This is a genomic window from Streptomyces sp. NPDC002785 (genome assembly GCF_040295565.1).
Classification (GTDB): domain Bacteria; phylum Actinomycetota; class Actinomycetes; order Streptomycetales; family Streptomycetaceae; genus Streptomyces.
In genome coordinates, this window is the sequence record NZ_JBEOVN010000112.1 from 1 (window position 1) to 23,815 (window position 23,815).

Genomic DNA, 23,815 nt, shown 5'->3' on the forward strand with positions numbered 1-23,815 from the left:
TCCGTACAGGCTCGGTCTTCGAGCCTGTACGGAGACCGAGGCCGCATGGCGTAAGACGGGCCTCAGTCGGTCTGGACGACCACGGTCTTCGCCGCCTTGTCATGGAGGGCCTGCCGGTACGGCTTGTCCGTGAAGATGAACACGATGTTGATCAGCCACCACAGGCACGGGCAGCACAGCAGGGCCGGCAGCCACAGCACCACGGCCCGCAGGAACGACGCACTGGTGTCCGGCACCCGGCCGTCGTTGAGCATCGCGACCCGCAGCTTCAGCAGCCGCTTGCCGATGGTCCGGCCGTCCTTGTGTGTGAAGTACGTGTCGTACGCGACGTAGACCACCAGACCGATGAGCGACCAGAGCAGCTGGTGCCGACTGTACGTCTGGCTGAAGACATCGCCGACGTTGCCGTTGCCTCTGTTGTTGTCATTCATCTCGACCACGCCGCCCCACGGCAGCGAGATCAGATACAGCGGGATCGAGACGATCAGCAAGTCGATCAGCCGGGCCAGAATCCGCTTGCCGGGCTCGCCGAGCGGCGGCATACCGGCCAGCGGATCCACGCCCCCGTACGGGCCGCCGCCGTAGGGACCGGCATCGTACGGCGGCGGAGGCGGAGGCGGAGCGCTGTCGTAGGGCGAACCCGACGACGGCCCCTGCGGTTCCTGCGGCCCTTGCGGCTCCTGCGGCCCCTGCGGTTCCTGCGACTTCTTGAGGAACGGGTCGTCCTCGGGCGGCTGACCGGACGTCGGCTGATCGTTGCTCATGGGGGCAGTGCACCCCGGCCCACAGGCGCCCGCAACGGCTCAGGTGCGTTCGGGGGAACGGCACGTCCCCCCGCAGGCTCCTCCCCCGATGAGCCGTCATCCGGAGGAGTGGCCTCCGCGGGCCCTCGCGCGAATTCAGTCTGCCACGAAGGTGTGCGCCACCTTGTCGTGCCAGCACTGGCGCCACGGCCGGTCGAACAGACACCAGAGCACATTGACCACCCCGACAACCAGGACACCCAGTACGCCGTAGACAAGCCAGCGGCGCAGCGCGGCGCCGAAGGACGGGGCCTCGTGGGACTCGATGTCCCGCACTTCGAGTCCACAGAGCTTCTTGCCGAGCGTACGGCCCCACTTGGTGGTCGGCAGCGCCTCCAGCAGGACACCGAGCACGAGGAACGCGCCGAGCACCCCACCGAACAGACCGGCCGTGGTGGAGTCCACCAGCCAGACGGTGACCGTCTCACCCGACAGCTTCGCCGCGCTGATCTTCTCGTCGATGTGGTCCATCGCCCGCGAGACGAGCGGGAAGCCGATCGCGCCGACGAGCGCGGCCAGCACCACCGTGTCGACGAGCCGGGCGGCGAACCTCTTGCCGAGTCCGGCGGGCCTGGCCGATGCCTGGGCCTGCGCGAGCTGCTGGAAGGGGTCGTTGACCGGGGGCTTCCAGGGCGCGACGGGCTGGTCCGGCTGTCCGCCCTGCGCACCGAGCTGCGGGTGAGGCTGCTGCCCCTGGAGCGGGGGGTGGGATTGGTGTTGCTGAGGCTGGTGTTGCTGAGGCTGCGGGCGGGCCGCCTGGTCGGGCTGGGAAAGTTGGTGAACCTGCTGCGCCCAGGAGGCGGCACCGCCGCCGGGGCCCGGGGCGGGGGCCTGGTTCCGGGCCGGGGCGGAGGGCCGCGCCGGGGCGGGGGCCTGGTTCCGGGCGGGGGCTGAGGGCTGGTTCTGCGCCGGGGCCTGCGCGCCGGTCCCGGGAGCGATCGCGCGGATCGCCATCGTCCCGTCCGCGGGCTCCTGTTCCGTCGTCCGGGGAGCGGGCGGGCGGGCGCCCCGGCCCACGGCGCGGATCGCGACCGTACCGTCGGCGGGCGGGCCACTCGCGTCACCGCCGCGGGGTTGGCCCGGGCGGTCGATCCGGATCGCGACGGTGCTCTCGGGGACCTGACTCCCGCCGTCCCGCATGCCCGGCAGCGCACCGCCCGTCGGATCCAGGGAGGCCGGTCGACGCGGGTCTGCGGGGGCACGGTCGACGGGCTCCAGAAGCGCGGGGGCCCGATCAGCGGGCTCCAGAACCGCGGGAGCCCGATCGACGGGCTCCAGAACCGCGGGAGCCCGATCGGCCGGGGCTCGATCGGCCGGGGCCTGGTCGACCGGGGCACGGTCGACAGGGGTTCGCGGATCCCGGCCGGACTCCGGCCCCGAGCCGGACCCCACCCCGGACTCCGACCCCGACGGCCGGCCCGGATCGCCCTGTCGGCCCGGCTCGCCCTGTCCGCCGGGCCGGCCGGTGCCGCCCCAGGAGACCCGCAGGTCGCGTTCACCGCCGAAGCCGGTCTGCCGGGAGGCGTCGGCCTGCCAAACGGGGGCCGGTTCGGGGCGGTTGTCCGCGTACGGCTCCTCGTCGAGGAATACCGGCCCGGTCTCGTCCACCGGCGCCGGGGCCGCCGGCTCCGGTTCGGCCGCCGCTCCGGTTGGCGTCGCGGGCATCGACTCGTCCTGCTGAAGGGCGGGCCGGCTCGTGCCGGGCACCCACGAAGCGCCGTTCCAGTACCGGACATATCCGGGAATGGACGGGTCGGGGTAGTACCCCTCGCGGGGGCTTTCGTCACCGGGTGCCGGGGTTGGGGCGCTCATCACCGTGGTCCCGTATCTCCTCGAGGCCTCAATACAACGGGTCCACATCTATCAGACGCCCGCGTACCCCAGGGCCGGTCCAGGGGTTTGGGCCACTTTCCGGTCACGCAGAAGTTTTTTCCGGAAGTCGCGTAATAGCTGACGGGGAAGGCGCTCTCTCCTTGTGCGGACCGGTCGCGGGACCGGCCCACAGGCACCGAAAGGACGCACTCATGCACACCGTCGTGGAACGCGAGCTGGAGCTCAAGCTGGTTCTGTCGCCTGAGCACAGCATCCCTGTCCCTGCCCGGCTGACGTACCACACGGAGGACCCGTACGCCGTGCACGTCGCCTTTCACATCGGCTCCGAGTTCCCCGTCCACTGGACGTTCGCCCGCGAACTGCTGGTCGAGGGTGTGTTCCGGCCGTGCGGCGAAGGGGACGTGCGGATCTGGCCGGCCAAGGTCGACCGGCGCAACGTCATCTTCGTGGCACTGACTTCGCCCAACGGCAACGCCCTTCTGGAGGTGCCGTCCGCCGCGGTGGTCACCTGGGTGGAGCGGACTCTGCGGCTGGTTCCGCCGGGGACGGAGACCGAGCGGCTCGGCATCGACGAAGGTCTCGCCGAGCTGCTCGCGCCGCTGCCGGCCGACGATCTGTGGCTGAGCGACCCGTGGGGGCCGGACGAGTCGCAGGACGGCGACGTATGAGCGGGCGCGGTCCCGGCCGGCCGTCAGAACACCTTGCCCGGGTTGAGCAGCCCCAGGGGGTCGAACGCCTGCTTGATGCCCCGGTGCAATTCGACGCTCACCTCTCCGAGCTCGCGCGCGAGCCACTCCTTCTTCAGGACGCCGACGCCGTGTTCACCGGTGATCGTGCCGCCGAGTTCCAGGCCGAGCGCCATGATCTCGTCGAAGGATTCCCGGGCCCGCCGGGACTCGTCGGCGTCGGTGTGGTCGAAGCAGACGACAGGGTGGGTGTTGCCGTCGCCCGCGTGAGCGCAGACGCCGATGGTGAGGTCGTACTTCTCGGCGACGGCGGCGGTGCCTTCGAGCATCGCGCCGAGCTTCGAGCGCGGTACGCAGACGTCGTCGATCATCGTGGCCGACTTGACGGTCTCCAGTGCGGTGAGCGACATCCGCCGGGCCCGGAGCAGCATTTCGGACTCGGCGGTGTCCTCGGCCGGGACCACCTCGGTGGCGCCTGCCGCGGTGCACAGCTCGGCGACGGCGGCCAGGTCGACCGACGGGTCCGGGGTGTCGAAGGCGGCGAGCAGGAGCGCCTCGGTGGTGTCGGGGAGGCCCATGTTGGCCATCCTGTTGACGGCATGGACTGTTGTACGGTCCATCAGTTCGAGGAGTGACGGGGTGTGACCGCGCTCCATGATCCGGCAGATCGCATCGCAGGCGGTGGCCGCGCTCGGGAACTCGGCTGCCAGGACCAGTTGCTGCGGCGGCTGGGGCTTCAGCGCGAGCACGGCCTTGACGACGATGCCGAGGCTGCCCTCCGAGCCGACGAAGAGCCGGGTGAGGTCGTATCCGGCGACGCCCTTCGCGGTACGGCGGCCGGTGGTGAGCAGCCGCCCGTCGGCGAGGACGACCTCCAGGCCGAGTACGTATTCGGCGGTGACCCCGTACTTCACGCAGCACAGGCCGCCGGACGCGGTGCCGATGTTGCCGCCGATGGTGCACATCTCCCAGCTGGAGGGGTCCGGCGGGTAGTGGAGACCGTGCTCGTTGACCGCCCGGGAGAGCACCGCGTTGATGACGCCCGGTTCGACGACGGCGATCCGGTCGACCGGGTTGATCTCCAGGATCCGGTCCATCTTCACCAGGGACAGCACGATGCAGTCGTCGGAGGCGTTGGCCGCGCCCGACAGACCGGTACGGGCTCCCTGAGGGACGACCGGGACGCGCAGGGCCGTGGCTGTGCGCATGATGTGCTGAACCTGCTCGACCGTGCGCGGGAGCACGACGACGGCCGGCGTGCCCGCATCGCAGAAGCTCGCCATGTCGTGGGCGTAGGAGGCGGTGACGTCCGGATCGGTGATCAGGGCCTCGGCGGGCAGCCCCGCACGCAGTTGTTCGAGAAGACCGTTCATGATTCAAGCGTGGCACTCGGGCCCATTGGTGTGAACCCGCCTACCGCAGCCTTCGCAAGACGTGGTGTGCTCTTCATGCTGACGCAGAGTGATCGGCATGGATGTCACGCCGCAGCAGCCTCCGAAGTGCCCCGATTCGACCGAGCCTCCCCTTGAACCCTCCGGAACCGGCCCCGCACCACGGGACCCGGCGTCGCCGGCCCCGGCTCCGGCCGAGCTGCCGCGCCTCTCGCTGCGTACGACGCTGCGCAGGGCGGCCATGGGTGCGGTGGCGGGTGCGGTACTGGTGACGGGTGCGGTGGTGGCCGTGCCGGAGGACAAGAAGAAGTCCGCGCCGCCGCCCGCTCCGGGTCCGGTTTCGCGGGCCCTGAAGGCCAGGGACATGGGCTCCCCCGCCTCGCTCTCCGATCTGACGGCGCTGATCGGGGACCGGCAGCACTGGGTGGGCACGCATCCGACCGACGCGCCGTCGTGGGCGTTGCTCGGTACGGCCTATGTGGAGTGGGGGCAGCGTTCCGCGGACGCGGCGTACTTCGGCCGGGCCGAGCAGGCGCTGAAGCGCTCGCTCGACGTCGAGCCGGGTGAGAACGGCAACACGGCGGCCTGGGTGGGGCTCGCGACGCTCGCCAATGCCCGGCACGACTTCGTCACGGCGAAGAAGTGGGGCGAGACGGTACGGGCACGGCAGCCGAAGCAGTGGATCGTGTATCCGGCCCTGATCGACGCGTACAACGGCCTCGGTGACTACAAGTCCGCGAAGACGGCGGTGGAGAAGTTCACGGCGCTGCACTCCGGCGCCCCGGCGCTCATCCGGACGGCGCAGAGCTACCGGGACCGCGGCCGGCGCGAGGACGCGCTGGCCGGCGCTCGGGCCGCGTTGGACCGGGCCACCACACCGGCGCAGAAGGCGGATTGCCTGCATCTGCTGGGCGAACTGGCCTGGGAGCGGGGCGAGCCCGGCGAGGCGGTGGCTCAGTACAGCGCGGCGCTGCGGACCGACCGCGCCAGCCATCCGTCGCTCGCGGGCCGGGCCAGGGCGCTGGTGGCGCTCGGCCGTACCGCCGAGGCCGAGCGCGACTACAAGGCGGCGCTGGCCAGCCTCCCCCGGCCCGAATACATGCTGGACCTGGGCGAGTTGTACGAGTCGCTGGGCCGGGACGAAGAGGCCCGGAGCCAGTACGCACAGCTGGGCGAGGCTCTCGCGCGTGATGACGGCCAGGGCGTGGACAACGCACTGCTGCGCGGCCGTTTCGAGACCGATCACGCAGACCCGGCCTCGGCGGCGAAGCTGTTGAAGGCGGCGTGGGCCCGGTCGCACCGCAGCGCGGCGGTGGCGGACGCGCTGGGCTGGGCGCTGCACCGCTCCGGCGACTCGTCCTCCGCACTGAAGTACGCGACGCAGGCGGTCGACACGGGTGGGCACAACGCCGCGTACGTGGCCCACCTGGGCGCGATCCAGCAGGCGTTGAAGGACTACGGTCCGGCGCGCCGCAATCTGGGAGAGGCTCTGCTCACCAACCCGCACTTCTCGCCACTGGAGGGCCCGGAGGCCCAGAAGGCCCTGGACTCGCTGGGCGGCCCTCCGGCCGACCTCCCGCAGGGCAAGGAGCCCGCCCGGGCACCCGAGCCGGCGGCGAAGCCCGAGCCCGCGAAGCCGCGGCCCGCTGCACCGGCGCCGCAGCAGCAGGCGCCCGCCAAGGCCCCGGCAGCGCATGTGCTGAGCAGCCGCTGACGGAGCGGGTGGTACTTCGCCCGGGAGGTTGTCCACGTGGGTGCCGAGCGTGGCGGACATGTCGCCGAGCCGGCCGACGTTCGCGAGGACCTCGACAGCCCCGTCACCGGGAGCGTTCGGGAGGTGCGCCACGGACCGGACGCGCTGGAGGCGAAGTGCCTTCCGGCACGAGCACCGCGTGAGGCGGGGCCCCCGGTCCGCCGGAGGCCCCGCCTTCACGTCCTGAGAGTTCAGAGGTTGCCGCGCTTCTCCTGCTCGCGCTCGATCGCCTCGAACAGGGCCTTGAAGTTGCCCTTGCCGAAGCCCATCGAGCCATGGCGCTCGATCATCTCGAAGAAGACGGTCGGGCGGTCCTGGACCGGCTTGGTGAAGATCTGCAGCAGGTAGCCGTCCTCGTCGCGGTCGACGAGGATCTTCAGCTCGCGCAGGGTCTCCACGGGGACGCGGGTCTCGCCCGCCCACTCGCCGAGGGTGTCGTAGTACGAGTCGGGGGTGTCCAGGAACTGGACACCGGCCGCCCGCATCGCGCGTACCGAGGCGACGATGTCGTTCGTGGCGAGCGCGATGTGCTGGACGCCCGCGCCGCCGTAGAACTCCAGGTACTCGTCGATCTGGGACTTCTTCTTGGCGATCGCCGGTTCGTTGATCGGGAACTTCACCTTCAGGGTGCCGTCGGCGACGACCTTCGACATGAGGGCGGAGTACTCGGTGGCGATGTCGTCGCCCACGAACTCCTTCATGTTGGTGAAGCCCATGACCTTGTTGTAGAAGCCGACCCACTCGTTCATCCGGCCCAGTTCCACATTGCCGACGCAGTGGTCGATGGCCTGGAAGGTGCGCTTGGCGGGCGGTTCGACGATCGGGGCCGCGGCGACGTAGCCGGGCAGGTAAGGGCCGTCGTAGCCGGTGCGCTCGACGAGGGTGTGGCGGGTCTTGCCGTACGTGGCGATGGCGGCCAGCACGACCGTGCCGTGCTCGTCCTTTGCCTCGTGCGGCTCGGCGAGGCCGAGGGCGCCGTGCTCGACCGCGTACGCATAGGCCGCGCGGGCGTCCGGGACCTCGATGGCCAGGTCGACGACGCCGTCGCCGTGCTCGGCGACATGGTCGGCCAGGAAGCGGCCGTGGTCGGTGGACGCCTTGATGACGGAGGTGAAGACGAAACGGGCAGACCCATTGGTCAGGACGTAACTCGCGGTCTCGCGGCTGCCGTTCTCCGGTCCGGAGTAGGCGACCAGCTTCATGCCGAAGGCCGTCGAGTAGTAGTGCGCGGCCTGCTTGGCATTGCCGACGGCGAAGACGACCGCGTCCATTCCCTTGACCGGGAAGGGGTCGGCCTGCCGGGCTGTGTCGGGGGTGGTGTGCAGAGTCTCAGTCATGCTCGAAGACTCTCGCCGCTTCGCAAGGTGCGCAACAGTTCGCGAATCCGCTGGGCAAACTGCACAGGCGATGGGGATGATGACCGGGCTGCCTGTACATGATGACCATCACAGTGACACCCCGGAGGCGCACCATGGCGATCGATCATCTGGACGGGCGGCTCATCGTACTGCTGGCCCACGAGCCCCGTATCGGTGTCCTGGAGGCGTCGCGCCGGCTCGGCGTGGCGCGCGGGACGGTGCAGGCGCGCCTCGACCGGCTTCAGTCGAATGGAGTCATCCGCGGATTCGGCCCGACCGTCGATCCGGCGGCGCTCGGCTACCCGGTCACGGCGTTCGCCACGCTGGAGATCAAACAGGGTCAAGGCGCCGATGTACGGGCCCACTTGGCCGGTGTTCCGGAGGTGCTGGAGCTGCACACCACCACCGGGCACGGCGACATGCTCTGCCGTCTCGTCGCGCGTTCCAACGCCGATCTTCAGCGGGTGATCGACCGGGTTGTCGGTTTTGATGGCATCGTCCGGGCGTCCACGGCCATCGTCATGGAGAACCCGGTTCCACTGCGCATCATCCCGCTCGTCGAGCAGGCCGCGGGGGACAACGACTGAGCCGAGGAGTGGCGTGTGAGCTTCTGGGAGTACCTGGGCAACCGACATCAACAGCTGCTCACCGACGCGTACCAGCACGTCAGTGCCGTATTCCAGTGCATGGTCATCGCCACCGTGCTGGGCGTCCTGATCGGGGTCGTCACCTATCGCAGCGGATGGGCGGGGTCGCTGGCCATCACGTCGACGGCGACGATCCTCACCATCCCCTCCCTCGCCGCGATCGGTCTGCTCATCCCGCTGGTCGGGCTCGGGGTCGCGCCCACGGTGATCACTCTGACGCTGTACGGGCTGCTGCCCATCGTCCGTAACTCGATCGTGGGGCTGCGCGGCGTCGATCCGTCGCTCGTCGACGCGGCGAAGGGCATCGGGATGTCGCGCCCGGCCCGGCTGTGCCGGGTGGAGCTGCCGCTCGCCTGGCCGCCGATCCTCACCGGCATCAGGGTCTCCACACAGATGCTGATGGGCATCGCCGCCATCGCCGCGTATGCGTCGGGCCCCGGCCTGGGCAATGAGATCTTCCGCGGCATCGCCTCGCTGGGCAGCGCCAACGCGATCAATCAGGTGCTCGCCGGCACGATCGGCATCGTCGTTCTCGCCCTGCTCTTCGACGCCGCGTACGTACTGCTCGGGCGGCTCACCATTCCCAGGGGGATCCGTGTCTGAGACCGCCGGTGCCCAGAACGCAGGATCCGATACCGCCGACGGGAGCCCCGCCGACAGTGCCGGGACGGCGAAGACCGCTTCCGGCGCCACCATCCATCTGGACAACCTGACCAAGCGCTATCCGGGCAATCCGAACCCGGCGGTGGACAACGTCACGATGGACATCAAGGCCGGAGAAACGGTGATCTTCGTCGGCCCGTCCGGCTGCGGGAAGTCCACCACCCTGAAGATGATCAACCGGCTGATCGAGCCGACGTCCGGGCGGATCATGATCGACGGCGAGGACGTCACCGACATCGATCCGGTGAAGCTGCGCCGCAAGATCGGTTACGCGATCCAGTCGTCCGGGCTCTTCCCGCACATGACGGTCGCCGAGAACATCGCCCTCGTACCGAAGATGGTCGGCTGGTCGAAGTCCAAGGTGAAGGACCGGGTCGAGGAGATGCTCGATCTGGTCGGTCTCGATCCGCGGGAGTTCCACGGGCGCTACCCGCGTGCGCTCTCCGGTGGACAGCAGCAGCGGGTGGGCGTGGCACGGGCCCTGGCGGCCGATCCGCCGGTGCTGCTGATGGACGAGCCGTTCGGCGCGGTCGACCCGATCACCCGCGACCACCTCCAGGACGAGCTGATCCGGCTCCAGCACGAGCTGCACAAGACGATCGTCTTCGTCACCCATGACTTCGACGAGGCGATCAAGCTGGGTGACCGGATCGCTGTACTGCGGGAGCGTTCGCACATCGCGCAGTTCGACACCCCGGAAGCAATCCTCACCAACCCGACGGACGACTTCGTTTCGGGTTTCGTCGGGGCCGGGGCGGCGCTGAAACGGCTCAACCTCACCCGCGTACGGGATGTGGAGATTGCCCAGTTCCCGACGGTGACGGTCGACGACCCGCTCCAGTCGATCTTCAACAAGCTGCGCACCAGCCTGCACAACGAGCTGCTGATGCTGGACCGCAGGAACCGCCCGTACAAGTGGCTGCGGCGCGGGGACCTGATGCGGGCCCGGGGTTCGCTGGCGCGCGCCGGGCAGCTGGTCCACGACACGGTGACGCGGGACGCGACGCTGCACGACGCGCTGGAGGCGGTGCTGACCGACAGCGGCGGACGGGCCGCGGTGACCGGGCGGCGCGGCGAGTTCATCGGGGTCGTCGACATGCACACCCTGATGAACTCCGTCCACGAACTGCTGGAGGCCGACCGGCTCGCCGCCATCGAGCACCAGCACGACCTGGAGGAATTGCGCGCCCATCAGACCGAACAGGAGCTGGAGGGCGGTGCGGGCGCATGAATCCCGACTTCCCGCGGAATCCCGAATCGGCGCGCAGTGCGCGCTCCCCCCGCCCGGCGCCCGCATCCGACAGGGACCGCCCGCCCGGCGAACACGACGTCAAGGGCCATGCCTTCCGCGACGAGGAGGAGGAACCCCCACCGCCACCGGCGGGGCCGCGGCGCCGGATCACCTGGCGCAAGCTGGTGCTGCTGCCGGCCGCGCTCGCGATCGTCCTGGCCATCACCTATCTGTGGATCACCAACACCCACCTCGACTCGATCGCGAGGAACTCGCTCACCGGCGGCAATGTGCAGCTGCGCTGGTGGCAGCACGTGAGGCTGACCGCGATCTCGACGTTCTGGGTGCTGATCATCGCCATCCCGCTGGGGATCGCGCTCACCCGGCGGGGGCTGCGCAAGGGCGCCCCGCTGGTCACGGCGGTCGCCAACATCGGGCAGGCGACCCCGGCGATCGGCCTGCTGGCGCTGCTGGTCATCTGGCTGGGCATCGGGCCGTCGACGGCGATCATCGGCATGGTGATCTACGCGGTGCTGCCGGTGTTCTCCAACACGGTGGCCGGTCTCAAGGCGATCGAGCCGAGCCTGGTCGATGCCTCGCGCGGCATCGGCATGTCGGCGATGGGGACGCTCACCAAGGTCGAACTGCCCCTCGCCGTCCCGCTGATCCTGGCCGGTGTACGGACGGCGCTGGTGCTCAACGTCGGTACGGCGACCCTGGCCACCTTCGTCGGTGGCGGTGGCCTCGGGGACCTGATCACCTCGGGCATCCAGACCCAGCGGATGCCGGTGCTGGTGCTCGGTTCCGTGCTGACGGTGGTGCTGGCGCTACTGGTGGACTGGCTGGCCTCGCTGGTCGAGCTGGCGTTGACGCCGCGCGGACTGGAGGTGGGATGAGATGGGCCCGCGGAAGGTGCGTGCAGGGCTCGTGGGGGCGGTGGCGCTGGCGCTGGCGCTCTCCGGGTGCGGGCTGAAGAGCGGCTCGCCGATGGTGGACGACGTGATGCCGGGCTCCGTCGGCCAGGGGCATCCGCTGGACGGTGCGTCGCTGACCGTCACCTCGAAGAACTTCAGCGAGAGCATCATCCTGGGCCAGATGATCGGCCTGGTCTTCAAGGCCGCCGGCGCGGAGGTCCTGGACCGGACGAACCTGCCCGGTTCGATCAGTGCGCGCGAGGCGATCGTCAAGGGCAGCGCGGATGCGATGTACGAGTACACGGGCACCGGCTGGATCACCTATCTGGGCCATGCGAAGCCGATCGCCGACCCGTTGGAGCAGTGGAAGGCGGTCCGCGACGAGGACCGGAAGAACGGGGTGACCTGGCTGACGCCGTCCACCCTCAACAACACCTACGCTCTCGCCATCAGCAAGAAGAACAACGCGGAGTACCACCTGAGGACGCTCTCCGATGTCGCCGCACTGGCGAAGATGGACCCGTCGGCGGTGACGATCTGCGTGGAGAACGAGTTCGCCTCGCGCGACGACGGGCTGCCGGGCATGGAGAAGGCGTACGGGATGTCCCTCCCGGCCGCCAACATCAAGAAGATGGACGCCGGGATCATCTACACCCAGGTCTCGAAGTCCAGCTCCTGCCTGCTGGGCGAGGTGTTCACGACGGACGGCCGGATCAGGGCCATGGACCTCGAAGTGCTCGTGGACGACAAGCACTTCTTCCCCAACTACAACGCGGCGCCCGTCATCCACACCAAGACCTTCGAGAAGTACCCGGAGATCGCGGGGCTGCTCGACCCGGTCAGCAGGAAGCTGACGACGGAGGTCGCCCAGGTGCTCAACGCGAAGGTGGATGTCGACGGGCAGGACCCCCACGAGGTGGCGAAGGACTGGCTGATCCAGGAGGGGTTCATCAAGAAGGGGTGAACCGCTGCGGCCTCCGGCGGCGCTCCGGGGCAGAACACGAAGAAGCTGTTGCAAAGAACTCTCTGCAAAGAGAATTTTGCAACTCTACTGTAGAGCCATGCCCGCAACAGAGGACGGCGGCGACAGCCCCGTCGACGATCAGAAGATCCACACGGTCGATGCCCGCACCCTGCGCGGGCTCGCCCACCCCCTGCGACTGCGACTGCTGAGCGCGCTGCGGGAGTTCGGCCCCGCCACCGCCTCCGGTCTCGCGGACCGGCTCGGCGAGTCCAGCGGCGCCACCAGCTACCACCTCAGGCAACTGGCGACGTACGGCTTCGTCGAGGACGACCCGGAGCGCGGCAAGGGCCGCGAACGCTGGTGGCGGGCCGTCCACATGGGCACCACCTTCAACAGCGGCAGGTTCATGAGCCACCCGAATCCCGAAGTGCGCGGCGCCATCGGCGTCGTACTCCACGAGATCGCCAACGCGCACTCCCAGGAACTGAACACCTGGCTCGGCACGATGCACGAATGGCCCGAGGAGTGGCGGCGCGGCTGGGACGTCAGCGATTTCAAGGTACGCCTCACCCCCGACCTCTCCACGGAGCTGATCGGGAAGATCCACGACCTCATCGAGAGCTACCGGGACCGGGTCCCGGAGGACGCCGAGGGATCGGCCACCGTCCGCAGCCATGTGCACTTCTTCCCCCGCCCTGCCGAATAGACGAGCCCGGCAGGCAACGAGCCTCTATGGCCGAAAGGACACCGCCATGCACCCCGCCATGTATCTTCTGCTGCACCGCGCGCGCTCTACCGAACTGCGGCAGCGGGCAGCGGAGTTCTGCCTTGCGCCGACTGCGTCGCGCACCGGTCTGCGCACTCGACTGGGCTGGTTTCTCGTCGAGCTGGGGCTGCGCATCATGCCCCGCCACCCCGGCCGAGCCTGCGTCGCACCCGGTACGGCATGAACGGCCGGGGGGACCGGAACCGCAGCCCGCTCGTCGCCGTACTGTCCGCCAACTCCATATCCACGGCCGGAAGTTCACTCACCCTGATCGGGGTGCCGTGGTTCGTCCTGGAAACCACGGGCAGCGCGGGACGGGCCGGTGTCGTCGCCTTCTGCGCGACGCTGCCGATCGTCGTCTCGGCACTGATCGGCGGGCCCGTCATCGACCGGATCGGACGCCGGCGGGTCTCTGTCGCCTCCGACCTGGTGTGCGGCGTCGCCGTCGCCGCCATCCCGCTGCTGCACTACGCGGACGCACTGGCGTTCTGGATGCTGTGCGCGCTGATGGCGGTCAGCGGACTCCTGCACACCCCGGGCAACACGGCGCGCTACGTCCTCGTACCCGATCTCGCCGAGCACGCCGGCACCACCCTCGCCCGCGCCGCGAGCCTCTTCGACGCCGTCTCGCGCGGCGCCCGGATGGTCGGGGCGGCGCTGGCCGGCGTACTGATCTCGCTGGTCGGCGCGGAGACCGTACTGCTGCTGGACGGCGCGACGTATCTGACGTCCGCGCTGCTGATCGCGTTCGGGGTGCGGGGGGTACGCGCGGCCGAGCCGCGAAAGGCCGCGGCGCCGATCTCGTTGCGGGCGTACCGCACCGAACTGCGCGAGGGATACACCTACTTGCTGGGCAACCGGCTGCTGCTGGCCGTCGTGGTGATGGTCCTCTTCATGAACGGCACCGATCAGGGCTGGAACGCCGTCCTGCTGCCGGTGCACGCCTCCGCCGAGCTGGGCGGGGCCAGGGACATCGGGCTGCTCACCGCGCTGTTCGGCGCGGGCGGACTGACCGGGGCGCTGCTGTACGGGGCGGTCGGGCACCGTTTCTCGCGGCGGGCCGTCTTCACAGTGTGCGTGGTGCTGTGCGGCGCGCCCAGGTAGCCGGTCGCGGCGCTGACCGGGACGACGCTGCCGCTCGCCGTGACCATGGCGCTGAGTGGCATCGCGGGCGGGGTGCTGAACCCGATCCTGACGACGGTGATCTACGGAAGCGTGCCCGACGAGCTGCGCAGCCGGGTATCCGGGGTCCTCACGGCGGGCGGCGAACTGGCCATGCCGGTGGGCGGTCTCGCGGCCGGTCTGCTGGTGGAGAGCGCGGGCGCGCGAGGTGCGCTGCTGGCGATGGGCGGAGTGTACCTGCTGGCGACGCTGAGCCCGCTGGTGTTCCCGGTGTGGCGGACGATGGACGGGGCGGGGGCGAAGGCCGAGTCCGGGTCCGCGTCCGGGGATACGGCGGCGGAGGGCTCCGTACCGGCACCGGCCGCCGAGGTCAGCAGCTCGGGACCTGGCGCCCCTGCTCCAGCGCCCGAAGCGAGGACACCGCGCTCTTCAGGGTTGTGACCGGGATCAGCCGGAGCCCCTTGGGGAGCTCGGCGCGCGCCTCCCCGCACTCGGCCTTCGGGACGAGGAAGACGGTCGCACCGTCGCGGTGCGCGGCCTGAGTCTTCAGCGACACCCCGCCGACCGCGCCGACCGCGCCGTTCGCCTGGATCGTGCCGGTGCCTGCGATGGTGCGGCCACCGGTGAGATCGCGCCCGGAGCCGTCGCCGTCGAGCTTGTCGACGATGCCGAGCGCGAAGAACAGGCCCGCGCTGGGGCCGCCGACATCGGCAAGGTGCAGGGTGACGTCGACCGAGTTCTTGGGCTTGCCGAGGTAGTTCAGGGCCGCGTCGACGGCGGAGTTCTGCGACTTCTTCATGTCTTCGAGGTTGTGCTTCTCGATCTCCTTCTCGGAGCCGCCGGTCGGGTAGACGGAGTTGCGCGGCAGAACCGCCCGGTCCGTACGGAACCAGCCGTCGATCACGTCAGCGATGCCGACGTCGGCGGTCGGCCCGGTCGCGAGGATCGTCGTCATCCGCAGCTGCCCGCTGGTGGGCCGGGTCGGCGCGCCCTCGATACTGATCACGGGCTTGCCCTGATTGTCACCGAGCACGTTCGCGGTCGTGCCGGGCTGCGCCAGCGTGAACGGCAGCGGCGCGAAGGCGGCCACGCCGAACAGGGCGAGGACGGGCAGGGCGCACAGGGCGAGGGTGCGGGAGCGCGAGAGACGAGTGAGCACCCGCCCAATCTAACCGCCGGGGCGATGGTACGGGCCGGGTGGTGGGACGACCCGGGCCCCGCCCCGGCTGCCCGGCTCCCGCGGAGGGGGCCACCGGGCCGGCCACGACACGCAGCGGGCCGGGGGCCGGCCGGCCACCCCGGTGCTACCTCAGTGCGTCAGCCACCTCACGGGCCGCGTCCACGACCCGGGGGCCGACGCGTTCGGGTATGGAGTCCGCGAGCATCACCACGCCCACGCTGCCCTCGACCCCCGTCACCCCGACCAGCGCAGCCGCAGCCCCGCTCGCCCCGGCTTCCAGTTCGCCGTGGGTGAGGGTGAAGGAAGTCTCGGCCACCGACTTCTGGCGGGCGGCGAGGATCGCCCGGCCCGCGGCACCGCGGTCCAGCGGGTGGCGGAAGCCGGCCCGGTAGGCCACGTGGTAGTCGGTCCAGGTCGGCTCGACAACAGCGACCGCCAGCGCGTCACTGCCGTCGACCAGTGTGAGATGGGCGGTGGCCCCTATGTCCTCGGCGAGGGACCGCAGCGCGGGCAGCGCGGCTTCCCGTACGAGCGGATGCACCTGGCGGCCCAGGCGCAGCACGCCGAGGCCAACCCTGGCCCGGCCGCCCAGATCGCGGCGCACCAGGGCGTGTTGTTCCAAGGTGGCAAGCAGACGGTAGACCACGGTTCGGTTGACGCCGAGTTTGTTGGACAACTCGGTGACGGTCAGGCCGTGGTCGGTGTCGGCGAGCAATTTGAGGACCCGTAGTCCCCGGTCGAGCGTCTGGGAGGTCTCCGCGGTCACGACGCCCTCTCCTCTTTGGTGAGCGGCGGCTGGTTCCCACGGAATGTGTGCCACCGGTCCCAGCGGCGACGCACGGAGAGGCCGCCGGCCTGGCCAAGCAACCGGCTGCGCTCCGCGGCGGCGTTGCCACGGGGCGTGCATTTTTTGGACAGTAGCGAGCCAGTCCGCTCAGCGGAAGGCCTCATCCAGAATCCGGGCGTCAGCGGAAGCGGAGTTGGCTTGAAGAAGCATAAGCACCGGTCAGCGCGGCGCCAGCCGAAACCTGGACGTCTACGCGCGTCCAGGTCGGCCGACGGCCCGGCAGGCGCTCCGCACACCGGACGCGAACGGGCGTCAACTCACCGTGAACGACTGTTGTACAACTTTTCCGTTTACGAGCACCTCACAGGCTCTGATCGCCCTCGTCGCCGGGTCGCGGACGGTGAAGTTGAGGGCGAAAGTGCCGTCCAGTCCGATGACCCGGGTGACGTACGAGTCCGAGGTCTGCTTCCCGTCCGCGGTGCGGCCCGTCACCGAGACCGTGGCGACGGGGGCGAAGCCCCGGCCGGTCACCTGGACGACCGTGCCGACGGGCCCCTCGGACGGCGAGAGCGCGAAGGACGGTCCGGCGGGGACGGTCCCGTCCTGGACGGTGAACGCCGCGGTCTCGGTGCGCGGGTTGACGAGGACCTCCCGGACCCGGATCGCGACGGTGTCGGCGGCGTTGACCGTGAAGGTCTGCGAGAACGCCCCGTCCAGCCCGACCACCTTCGTCCTCACCGGGTCGGACGTCTGTGATCCGTCGGCCCGCAGCCCGACGACGGACACGGTGGCGACCTTCGCGAACCCCTGCCCGAGCACGGTGACGGCGGTGCCCTTCGGCCCGGCCGACGGGGTGAGGACGACAAAGGCCGGGGCGACGGTCAGCGGGGTGAGGGCCTGCGTTCCTCCTGCGGTGACCTGGAGCGCGTACACGGCGCGCGGGGTGGATCCGGCCACGGTGACCGTACCGGCGAGCGTTCCGTCGGCGTTGATCCGGAGGGTGGAGCCGCTGATCCGGGCACTGTCGCAGGCGCTGCCGTCGGCGGCGCAGAGCGCGGCGGTGGGCGTGGTGCCGGTCGGCCAGTCGCCGCCGGAGAGGGCGATCGTTCCGCCGGGTTTGACCTTCGCCGCGCCCGCGGAGAGCGTCGCGGAGGCGTCGGTCACGGCGAACGGCGTGGTCAGTACGGTGGCCGGGTCGTTGCCCTCGTCGACCTGGATCGAGGCGATGGCCGGGTCGGAGACGGTGAAGTCGGCGCTGAACGTGCCGTGGGGGGTGCTCTTCACATAGACGGCGGTGTCGTCGAGCGTCGCCCCGCTCGCGTCCAGGCCGACGGTGTTGATCCATCGGTCCTGGAGGTAGTTGCTGCCGGTGACCTCGATGACGCTGCCGAGCGGTGCGCCGGCACGGGAGAGCGCGATGGCCCGTGGCCCGCCCGGAACGTACGCCTTGACGGTCAGGGGCGCGGTCGCCTCCTTCGTACCGTCGCCGACCTTCACCAGGTACGAGCCGTCGGACACCGTGCCCGCGGCGGCGAGCACCGCGCTTCCGCTCAGCTCCCCCGAGCCGCTGATCGCGAGGGTGCTGGAGACGAACTTGCCGGTGTCGCAGCCACCGCCGTCCGCCGCGCAGAGCGACGGTACGGGGGTGGTGCCGACGGTCCACAGGCTGCCCGACAGGGCAACACCGGTGGACGGCCGGACGGCGGTGGTGGGCGCGGTGAGGGTGGCCGGATGGCCCGCGGTGCCCTCGGCGGTGACGGTGCCGATGGAGCCGCCGCCGCTGGTCACGTCGCACGGGGTCTCATAGGTGGAGCCGAGCACCTTCGTACGCGTCAGATTGCGCACCGGGGTGAAGGAAATCGGTCCGCTCGCGTCGGCGGGGATGATGAAGTCCCCTTCGTACGGCGGGATCTCGATCGGCTTCCCGGCCGGGATGTCGAGGTTGATCTGGGGCCCGGTGACGGTGACCGTGCCGGTCGCGCCGCCCGACATGGCGAAGTCGATGCTGGGGGTGGTGGGCACGTCGTTCAGGCTGAGTCCGCTGGTGGCGGGCGACGGGCCGAGGGTGACCTTGGCGTGGACCTTGCCGCCCGGGTCGACGATGGCCGGCGAGAGGTCGACACTCATCTGCTGCGGCCCGGTGGCCTCGCCCTGGCCGGCGGGCAGGGAGCAGTGGACGGTCGGCGTGACCGTACCGGCGTGGGCGGCGGGTGCGAGTGTGAGGGTTCCGCCGGCCCAGACGAGCGCGGCTTGGGCGGTGAGGGCGACGGCCCGGCGTAACACCACACCCGGCCTTTCCGTTCTTCTCGATCTCGGCAGCAAAAACATGCGGCTCCTCCGTGACTACGGGAAATCTCCGAATTCGACATGGGCGACGCCCGCCTGCTCCCTTGCGAACGGAGCGGGCGGGCGTCTTTCGGGTACGCGCCTTCCCTTCCTTTCCCTGGCTTCCTTTCCCTGGCGGGCTCTCAGAGAAGGGTGAGTGTCAGGGTCGCGCTGTAATCTCCGGGCCGGGTGGTTCCGGGCACCGTCAGCAGGAGATCGGCGTCGGCATCGAACCGGCCGCCGGTGAACGGGCGGGAGCCGTCCGGATTCATCCGGCAGAGACTCGCCGCCGTACTCCCGAGCGCGGCGGGCGACCCGGCCACCGGCACGCCCACGCTCCCGCTCTGCGCCGTGCACTTGGGCGTCCACCGGACGGCGCCCGCCGGGATGGTGCCCCCGTCGGCACTGGTGAAGCCGGTGAGGGTGGCGGTCAGGGACCAGCCGCTGTTGACGCCGCGGGCGTCCTCCACCTCGACCCGGTTGAGCCGGGAGCGCTGCACCCCGCTGCCGGTGCCCAGGACCGTCGTACCGAAGTCGACGGTGTCGCCGTCCTGGACCATGGACAGTGTCCCGGCCCTGACCGAGGTGTTCAGCTTCTGATCGGCGCTGCCACCGCCCCCTCCCCCGTCCGTGGTGACGGTGAACGGGGTGGTCCGTACGGTGGCGGGGTCGTTGCCCTCGTCGGCCTGGACGGCGACGACGGCATCGGAGATCACGGTGAACTCGACGGCGAACGTGCCGTCCGAGCCGCTCTTGACATAGACCGCGCTGTCGTCGAGCCCGGTGCCCGTCGCGTCGAGGCCGATGACATTGATCCAGCGGTCCGGGTTGTAGTTCTTTCCGCTGACCGTGATCACAGTGCCGACCGGTCCGCTGCTCCGCGAGAGCGAGATCTCGCGCTCGCCGGCCGCGACGGCCTTGACGGTGAGGGGAGCGGCGGCTTCCTTCGTACCGTCGTTGACCTTCACCTCGTACGCGCCGTCCGGCACCGCCCCGGCCTCCGCGAGGGTGGCCGTGCCGTGCAGCGTTCCGTAGCTGTCGATGGTGAGGGTGTGGCCCTTGAACTTCAGCGGATCGCAGCCGCCACCGCCCTTCGCGCAGAGAGAGGGTACGGGCGTGCCGCCCGGCGTCCAGCCCGAACCACCCAGTGTGACGGGGGTGTTGGGGCGTACGGGGTCGGCTGGGGCGGTCAGGGTGGCGGGCTCGGAGCCGGTGCCCTCCACCGTGACGGTGCCGACGCTGTCGCCCCCGCCGACCACGTCACAGGGCGTCTCGAAGACCGAGCCGAGCACCTTGGTCTGCGTCAGCGTACGGACCGGGGCGAAGGAGATCTCGCCGGAGGCGTCCGCGGGGACCAGGAAGTCACCCTCGTACGGCGGGAGTTCGATGGGTGTCCCGGCCGGGATGTCCATCGTGAACTCGGCGCCCCGCACGGTGACGGTGCCGGTGGCCCCGCCGGACATCGCGAGGTCGAGACTGGGGATGGTCGGCACGTCCTCCAGCGCGAGAGCACTGGTGGCGGGGGACGGGCCGAGCGTGACCTTCGCGTGCACCTTGCCGCCCGGGGCCACGACCGCGGGCGAGAACTCGACCGTCATCTCCTGCGGCCCGGTCGCCTCGCCCTGCCCGGCGGGCAGGGTGCAGTGGACGGTCGGGGTGACCGTACCGGCGGCCTGCTGTCCCGCCGGTGGCGCGGCCTGGGCGGTGGCCCCGACACAGCTGAGTGACAGTACGAAGCAGGCAGCGAGCAGACCGGTCACGCCAGGTCTTCGTCGTCGAATCACCAGACACCCCTCCATGGCCCATTGATGTGCGCACATTGAGGAGGTCGCACGCAGAGAAGTCAAGAGAGAATTAACTGATCCTTGCCCGGAGAACGATCGCCCCTGAAATGCCCGAAAAGCATTTCTGCAAGCACTTTTCACGCACCTGTTGACATCTCTTGACATCTCTGAAGATCACAGTTTCACTGCACCCGACATGCCGGGCCCGGCACGCAGATCCGCAAGAAGATCGCATTCAGCGATTTCTTCGAATCCGCGGAATTCAACCGGAAGGAGTTCCTCCCGCCATGTCGACCACTTCTGTACGGCCGTCGAGATTACGGCCACCGAACCGAAGACTCATCCGCGTCCCGCTCGTGCTCGCCGCGGCCTGTTCCGCGGCCGCCGCGCTCGCCCTGGCACCGACGGCCCAGGCGGTGACCCCGCTCACCGCGACAGCGACGTACAACTGCGGGGCCTGGGGCACCGGCCTCGCCACCCTGACCGCCGCCGACTCGGGCACATCCAAAACCATCAAGATCACGTCCACGGCGATCACGATGCCGCCCGGCACCAGCGCCGACCCCAACAGCATCACGACGACGCTCAAGCTCACCAAGACCTCGGGCGGCGTCACCAGTCAGGTGCAGTTCTCCGGGAAGACCAACCCCGGCATGACCGGCCCCAACCCGATCACCCTGGGCCCGCTGAAGCTCACCTCCGGCACCCTGGCGGCGGGTGACCGCACCGATTCCGTGGTGCTGTCCGGTCCGCCGAGCGCCACCAACTGGTCACTGCAGATCGTGGCGTCGTCCCCGACGTCGGCCACGGTTCCGTGCGTGGCCACGGCCCACCAGTCCGCACCGTTCGTCTGGTAGCCGTACGTCGGGCCGCCACTGGTCCGGCGACCGCACCCGATCCGCACGAACGACGCCGGCCCGGGGCGAGGACCACTGTCCCCGCTCCGGGCCGGCACGTCACAGGAGCCACCTCACGTCATACGGGTGGCCCACTCCTGAACCTTCTTGATCCGCTGCTGGATCTGCCCGGCCGTGGCCTCCGCACTCGGCGGCCCGCCGCACACCCGCCGCAGCTCGGTGTGGATCACTCCGTGCGGCTTGCCGCTCTGGTGCGTGTACGCCGACACCATCGTGTTGAGCTGCTTGCGCAGCCCCAGCAGCTGCTTGTGCGTGACCACCGGCCGCGCCTCGGCCGGCTTCTCCAGCAGGTCGGCCTCCCCGGCCGGCTTCTGCCTGCTGTGCGCGATCTGCCGGGTCTGCCGCTTCTGGAGCAGCAACTGCACCTGGTCGGGTTCCAGCAGCCCCGGAATCCCCAGGTAGTCCTGCTCCTCCTCGCTGCCCGGGTGCGCCTGCATGCCGAATTCGGCACCGTCGTACAGCACCCGGTCGAAGACCGCGTCGGATTCGAGGGCCTCGAAGGGCAGCTGGTCCTCGGTCTCCTCGTCCTCCAGCTTCTCGGCGTCGGCGAGGAGCTTGTCCTCCTCCGCGAACGGGTTCTCCTCGTCGCTGCCCTTCTTGGGCTTGTCGAGGACGTGGTCCCGTTCGACCTCCATCTCGTTGGCGAAGTCAAGAAGCATCGGAATGGTCGGCACGAAGACGGAAGCGGTCTCGCCACGCCTGCGCGAACGCACAAAACGCCCGACGGCCTGCGCGAAGAAGAGCGGCGTGGAGATGGTGGTGGCGTACACGCCCACGGCGAGGCGCGGCACGTCGACGCCCTCCGACACCATGCGGACCGCGACCATCCAGCGCGATTCGTCCTCGCTGAACTGGTCGATCTTCTTCGACGCGGCCTTCTCGTCGGAGAGGACGACAGTGGCCTTCTCGCCCGTGACCCTCTTCAGGATCTTGGCGTACTCGCGCGCCGACTCCTGATCGGTGGCGATGACGAGCCCACCGGCATCCGGAATGCCCTTGCGCACTTCGGTCAGCCGCTTGTCGGCGGCGCTCAGCACATTGGGGATCCAGTCCCCGGTGGGCGACAGGGCGGTGCGCCAGGCCTGCCCGATGGCGTCCTTGGTCATCGGCTCGCCGAGCCGGGCGGCGATCTCGTCACCGGCCTTGGTGCGCCAGCGCATGTTGCCGCTGTAGCTGAGGAAGATCACGGGCCGGACGACGCCGTCGGCGAGCGCGTTGCCGTACCCGTAGGTGTAGTCCGCCGAGGAACGCCGGATGCCGTCGTTGCCCTCCTCGTACGCGACGAAGGGGATCGGGTTGGTGTCGGACCGGAACGGCGTGCCGGTGAGCGCGAGCCGCCGGGTGGCCGGGTCGAACGCCTCCTGGCACGCCTCGCCCCAGGACTTCGAGTCACCGGCGTGGTGGATCTCGTCGAGGATCACGAGTGTCTTGCGCTGCTCGCACCGGTTGCGGTGCAGCATCGGCCGGACGCCGACACCCGCGTAGGTGATCGCGACCCCGTGGTACTCCTTGCTCACGGGGCCCGCGCTGTACTCGGGGTCGAGCTTGATCCCTATCCGGGCCGCGGCCTCGGCCCACTGCTTCTTCAGGTGCTCGGTCGGCGCGACAACGGTGACCTGCTGCACGACGTGGTGGTGCAGCAGCCATGACGCGAGGGTCAGCGCGAAGGTGGTCTTCCCCGCGCCGGGCGTGGCGACCGCGAGGAAGTCACGCGGCTGCTCCTGGATGTACTTCTCCATGGCGCCCTGCTGCCAGGCTCGCAGCTTGCCGGCCGTGCCCCAGGGGGCGCGGCCGGGATAGGCGGGTGAGAGGTGGTGGGAGGCGGTAGTAGTCACGGTCTCCGGTTCGGGTCTCTCGGGTACGTGGGGTGCTGTCCGTACGGCCGGGACGGACCCGCACGCGATACGACAACCGGGCCACCTTACCGGGGGGCCGACCGGAACCCCGTATGGACGAGAAGTGGTTCGGGCCCGCTGAGACCCTCTTCACAGGTCGGTGCTACGCGGCGAACCCGGGAAGCCGTTCCGCGATCCTGGGCATGTCGAGGACCCCCTGACACACGTCCAGCACGAACTTCTCGGCCTCGTCGACATCGAAATCCGCGCTCAGCCGGTGCCCGTTGATGTGCAGGAAGACCCAGGTGGCATACCAGGCGATGCGCTTGTTGCCATCGACGAGCGCGTGGTTGCGCGCGAGGGACTCCATGAGTGCTGCGGCCTTCTGCCACACGTCCGGATAGGCGTCCTGGCCGAAGACGCTCGCCTGCGGGCGGGCGAGTGCCGAATCGAGCAGCCCGTAATCGCGTACTTCGGCCGCCCCGAGACGCTCGGCAAGATTGAGCAGCTCGGGCAGGGTCAGGTACTTCATCAGGCGAGCCTCCGATTGAGCTCCTCACTCACCTTCAGCACGTGGTCCGCCGCCTCGTTGAAGAGGCGCGAGTGTTCATTTATGGCGGTGATCACCGCATCGTGCGCGAAGGACTGCATGCTCCGCCCTTCCGACTCGGCACGCGCGCGCAGTGCGTCCAGCTCTTCTTCGGTGAACCGCAGATTCAGACCAGCCATGCACTAACGGTACCGCGTGGTACCACACGGCACTAAGACCGACCGGCAAATGGGGGGTGGGAGAAGGAGCGGGGCTGGGTGCGTGCAGCTGCGAGGCGGAGGATTGAGGCAGATGGGGTCTCCCCTG

Annotated in this window: 21 protein-coding genes and 1 pseudogene; 11 read left to right on the forward strand and 11 right to left on the reverse strand. The window is 69.9% G+C overall.

Annotated features, from left to right (window positions below; translation table 11 throughout):
- Positions 1-62: 62 nt before the first annotated feature.
- Both ABTZ94_RS23685 and ABTZ94_RS23690 read right to left on the reverse strand, forming a co-directional pair.
- Positions 63-764 carry an RDD family protein gene (locus ABTZ94_RS23685; RefSeq protein WP_351203126.1) on the reverse strand — a complete coding sequence of 234 codons (702 nt, stop codon included), beginning with the start codon at positions 762-764 and terminating at the stop codon, positions 63-65.
- 135 nt (positions 765-899) lie between these two features.
- The gene (locus ABTZ94_RS23690; RefSeq protein WP_351203128.1) at positions 900-2,615 is read right to left on the reverse strand and encodes an RDD family protein; all 1,716 of its coding nucleotides are present in this window, start codon (positions 2,613-2,615) and stop codon (positions 900-902) included.
- Positions 2,616-2,827: 212 nt separating this feature from the next.
- Here ABTZ94_RS23690 and ABTZ94_RS23695 point away from each other — a divergent pair, with 212 nt between their 5' ends.
- On the forward strand, positions 2,828-3,304 hold the full coding sequence (locus tag ABTZ94_RS23695) for an SsgA family sporulation/cell division regulator (RefSeq protein WP_351203130.1): 477 nt from the start codon (positions 2,828-2,830) through the stop codon (positions 3,302-3,304).
- Positions 3,305-3,327: 23 nt separating this feature from the next.
- On the opposite strand, the gene ABTZ94_RS23700 is transcribed toward ABTZ94_RS23695, so the two are convergent.
- Positions 3,328-4,695, reverse strand: coding sequence for an FAD-binding oxidoreductase (locus ABTZ94_RS23700; RefSeq protein ID WP_351203132.1), 1,368 nt, complete (start codon positions 4,693-4,695; stop codon positions 3,328-3,330).
- A 97-nt stretch (positions 4,696-4,792) separates the two neighbouring features.
- Here ABTZ94_RS23700 and ABTZ94_RS23705 point away from each other — a divergent pair, with 97 nt between their 5' ends.
- Positions 4,793-6,427: a tetratricopeptide repeat protein gene (locus ABTZ94_RS23705; RefSeq protein ID WP_351203134.1), complete on the forward strand. Its 1,635-nt coding sequence runs from the start codon at positions 4,793-4,795 to the stop codon at positions 6,425-6,427.
- Between the two features lie 230 nt (positions 6,428-6,657).
- On the opposite strand, the gene hppD is transcribed toward ABTZ94_RS23705, so the two are convergent.
- Positions 6,658-7,803 (reverse strand): 4-hydroxyphenylpyruvate dioxygenase, encoded by a 1,146-nt coding sequence (gene hppD, locus ABTZ94_RS23710; RefSeq protein WP_351203136.1) that lies wholly within the window; start codon positions 7,801-7,803, stop codon positions 6,658-6,660.
- A 134-nt stretch (positions 7,804-7,937) separates the two neighbouring features.
- Between hppD and ABTZ94_RS23715 the strand changes: the two genes are divergently transcribed.
- The 8 genes and pseudogenes from ABTZ94_RS23715 (at position 7,938) to ABTZ94_RS23750 (ending at position 14,572) form a co-directional block, all read left to right on the forward strand.
- Positions 7,938-8,411: an Lrp/AsnC family transcriptional regulator gene (locus ABTZ94_RS23715; protein WP_351203138.1), complete on the forward strand. Its 474-nt coding sequence runs from the start codon at positions 7,938-7,940 to the stop codon at positions 8,409-8,411.
- A 15-nt stretch (positions 8,412-8,426) separates the two neighbouring features.
- Positions 8,427-9,074 carry an ABC transporter permease gene (locus ABTZ94_RS23720; RefSeq protein ID WP_351203140.1) on the forward strand — a complete coding sequence of 216 codons (648 nt, stop codon included), beginning with the start codon at positions 8,427-8,429 and terminating at the stop codon, positions 9,072-9,074.
- Between the two features lie 91 nt (positions 9,075-9,165).
- Positions 9,166-10,365, forward strand: coding sequence for an ABC transporter ATP-binding protein (locus ABTZ94_RS23725; RefSeq protein WP_351203166.1), 1,200 nt, complete (start codon positions 9,166-9,168; stop codon positions 10,363-10,365).
- Complete coding sequence (locus ABTZ94_RS23730; RefSeq protein ID WP_351203142.1) at positions 10,362-11,261, forward strand: ABC transporter permease; 900 nt, start codon at positions 10,362-10,364, stop codon at positions 11,259-11,261. Before ABTZ94_RS23725 ends, ABTZ94_RS23730 begins: the two co-directional genes overlap by 4 nt.
- Position 11,262: 1 nt before the next feature.
- Entirely contained in the window at positions 11,263-12,243 is a 981-nt protein-coding gene (locus ABTZ94_RS23735) for a glycine betaine ABC transporter substrate-binding protein (RefSeq protein ID WP_351203144.1), read from the forward strand.
- A 97-nt stretch (positions 12,244-12,340) separates the two neighbouring features.
- The gene (locus ABTZ94_RS23740; RefSeq protein WP_351203146.1) at positions 12,341-12,949 is read left to right on the forward strand and encodes a helix-turn-helix domain-containing protein; all 609 of its coding nucleotides are present in this window, start codon (positions 12,341-12,343) and stop codon (positions 12,947-12,949) included.
- A 46-nt stretch (positions 12,950-12,995) separates the two neighbouring features.
- Positions 12,996-13,193, forward strand: a complete 198-nt coding sequence (locus ABTZ94_RS23745; protein ID WP_351203148.1) for a hypothetical protein — start codon at positions 12,996-12,998, stop codon at positions 13,191-13,193.
- A pseudogene (locus ABTZ94_RS23750) lies at positions 13,190-14,572 on the forward strand (MFS transporter). Before ABTZ94_RS23745 ends, ABTZ94_RS23750 begins: the two are co-directional and overlap by 4 nt.
- Here ABTZ94_RS23750 and ABTZ94_RS23755 read toward each other — a convergent pair.
- From ABTZ94_RS23755 to ABTZ94_RS23770, 4 genes are all read right to left on the reverse strand, one after another.
- Positions 14,502-15,290, reverse strand: a complete 789-nt coding sequence (locus ABTZ94_RS23755) for a YlbL family protein (RefSeq protein WP_351203152.1) — start codon at positions 15,288-15,290, stop codon at positions 14,502-14,504. The pseudogene ABTZ94_RS23750 and the gene ABTZ94_RS23755 sit on opposite strands and share 71 nt — an antisense overlap.
- A 145-nt stretch (positions 15,291-15,435) precedes the next feature.
- Positions 15,436-16,077: an IclR family transcriptional regulator gene (locus ABTZ94_RS23760; protein WP_351203154.1), complete on the reverse strand. Its 642-nt coding sequence runs from the start codon at positions 16,075-16,077 to the stop codon at positions 15,436-15,438.
- A 333-nt stretch (positions 16,078-16,410) separates the two neighbouring features.
- On the reverse strand, positions 16,411-18,384 hold the full coding sequence (locus ABTZ94_RS23765) for a hypothetical protein (protein ID WP_351203156.1): 1,974 nt from the start codon (positions 18,382-18,384) through the stop codon (positions 16,411-16,413).
- Positions 18,385-18,566: 182 nt separating this feature from the next.
- On the reverse strand, positions 18,567-20,183 hold the full coding sequence (locus ABTZ94_RS23770) for a WxL domain-containing protein (protein WP_351203158.1): 1,617 nt from the start codon (positions 20,181-20,183) through the stop codon (positions 18,567-18,569).
- A gap of 380 nt (positions 20,184-20,563) precedes the next feature.
- Between ABTZ94_RS23770 and ABTZ94_RS23775 the strand changes: the two genes are divergently transcribed.
- Positions 20,564-21,064: a hypothetical protein gene (locus ABTZ94_RS23775; RefSeq protein ID WP_351203160.1), complete on the forward strand. Its 501-nt coding sequence runs from the start codon at positions 20,564-20,566 to the stop codon at positions 21,062-21,064.
- A gap of 113 nt (positions 21,065-21,177) precedes the next feature.
- On the opposite strand, the gene ABTZ94_RS23780 is transcribed toward ABTZ94_RS23775, so the two are convergent.
- The 3 genes from ABTZ94_RS23780 to ABTZ94_RS23790 form a co-directional block, all read right to left on the reverse strand.
- Entirely contained in the window at positions 21,178-22,959 is a 1,782-nt protein-coding gene (locus tag ABTZ94_RS23780) for a DEAD/DEAH box helicase (RefSeq protein ID WP_351203162.1), read from the reverse strand.
- 163 nt (positions 22,960-23,122) lie between these two features.
- On the reverse strand, positions 23,123-23,491 hold the full coding sequence (locus ABTZ94_RS23785) for a type II toxin-antitoxin system death-on-curing family toxin (RefSeq protein ID WP_351203164.1): 369 nt from the start codon (positions 23,489-23,491) through the stop codon (positions 23,123-23,125).
- Positions 23,491-23,688 carry an Arc family DNA-binding protein gene (locus ABTZ94_RS23790; RefSeq protein ID WP_114249050.1) on the reverse strand — a complete coding sequence of 66 codons (198 nt, stop codon included), beginning with the start codon at positions 23,686-23,688 and terminating at the stop codon, positions 23,491-23,493. The genes ABTZ94_RS23785 and ABTZ94_RS23790 overlap by 1 nt, the downstream gene beginning before the upstream one ends.
- Positions 23,689-23,815 lie beyond the last annotated feature (127 nt).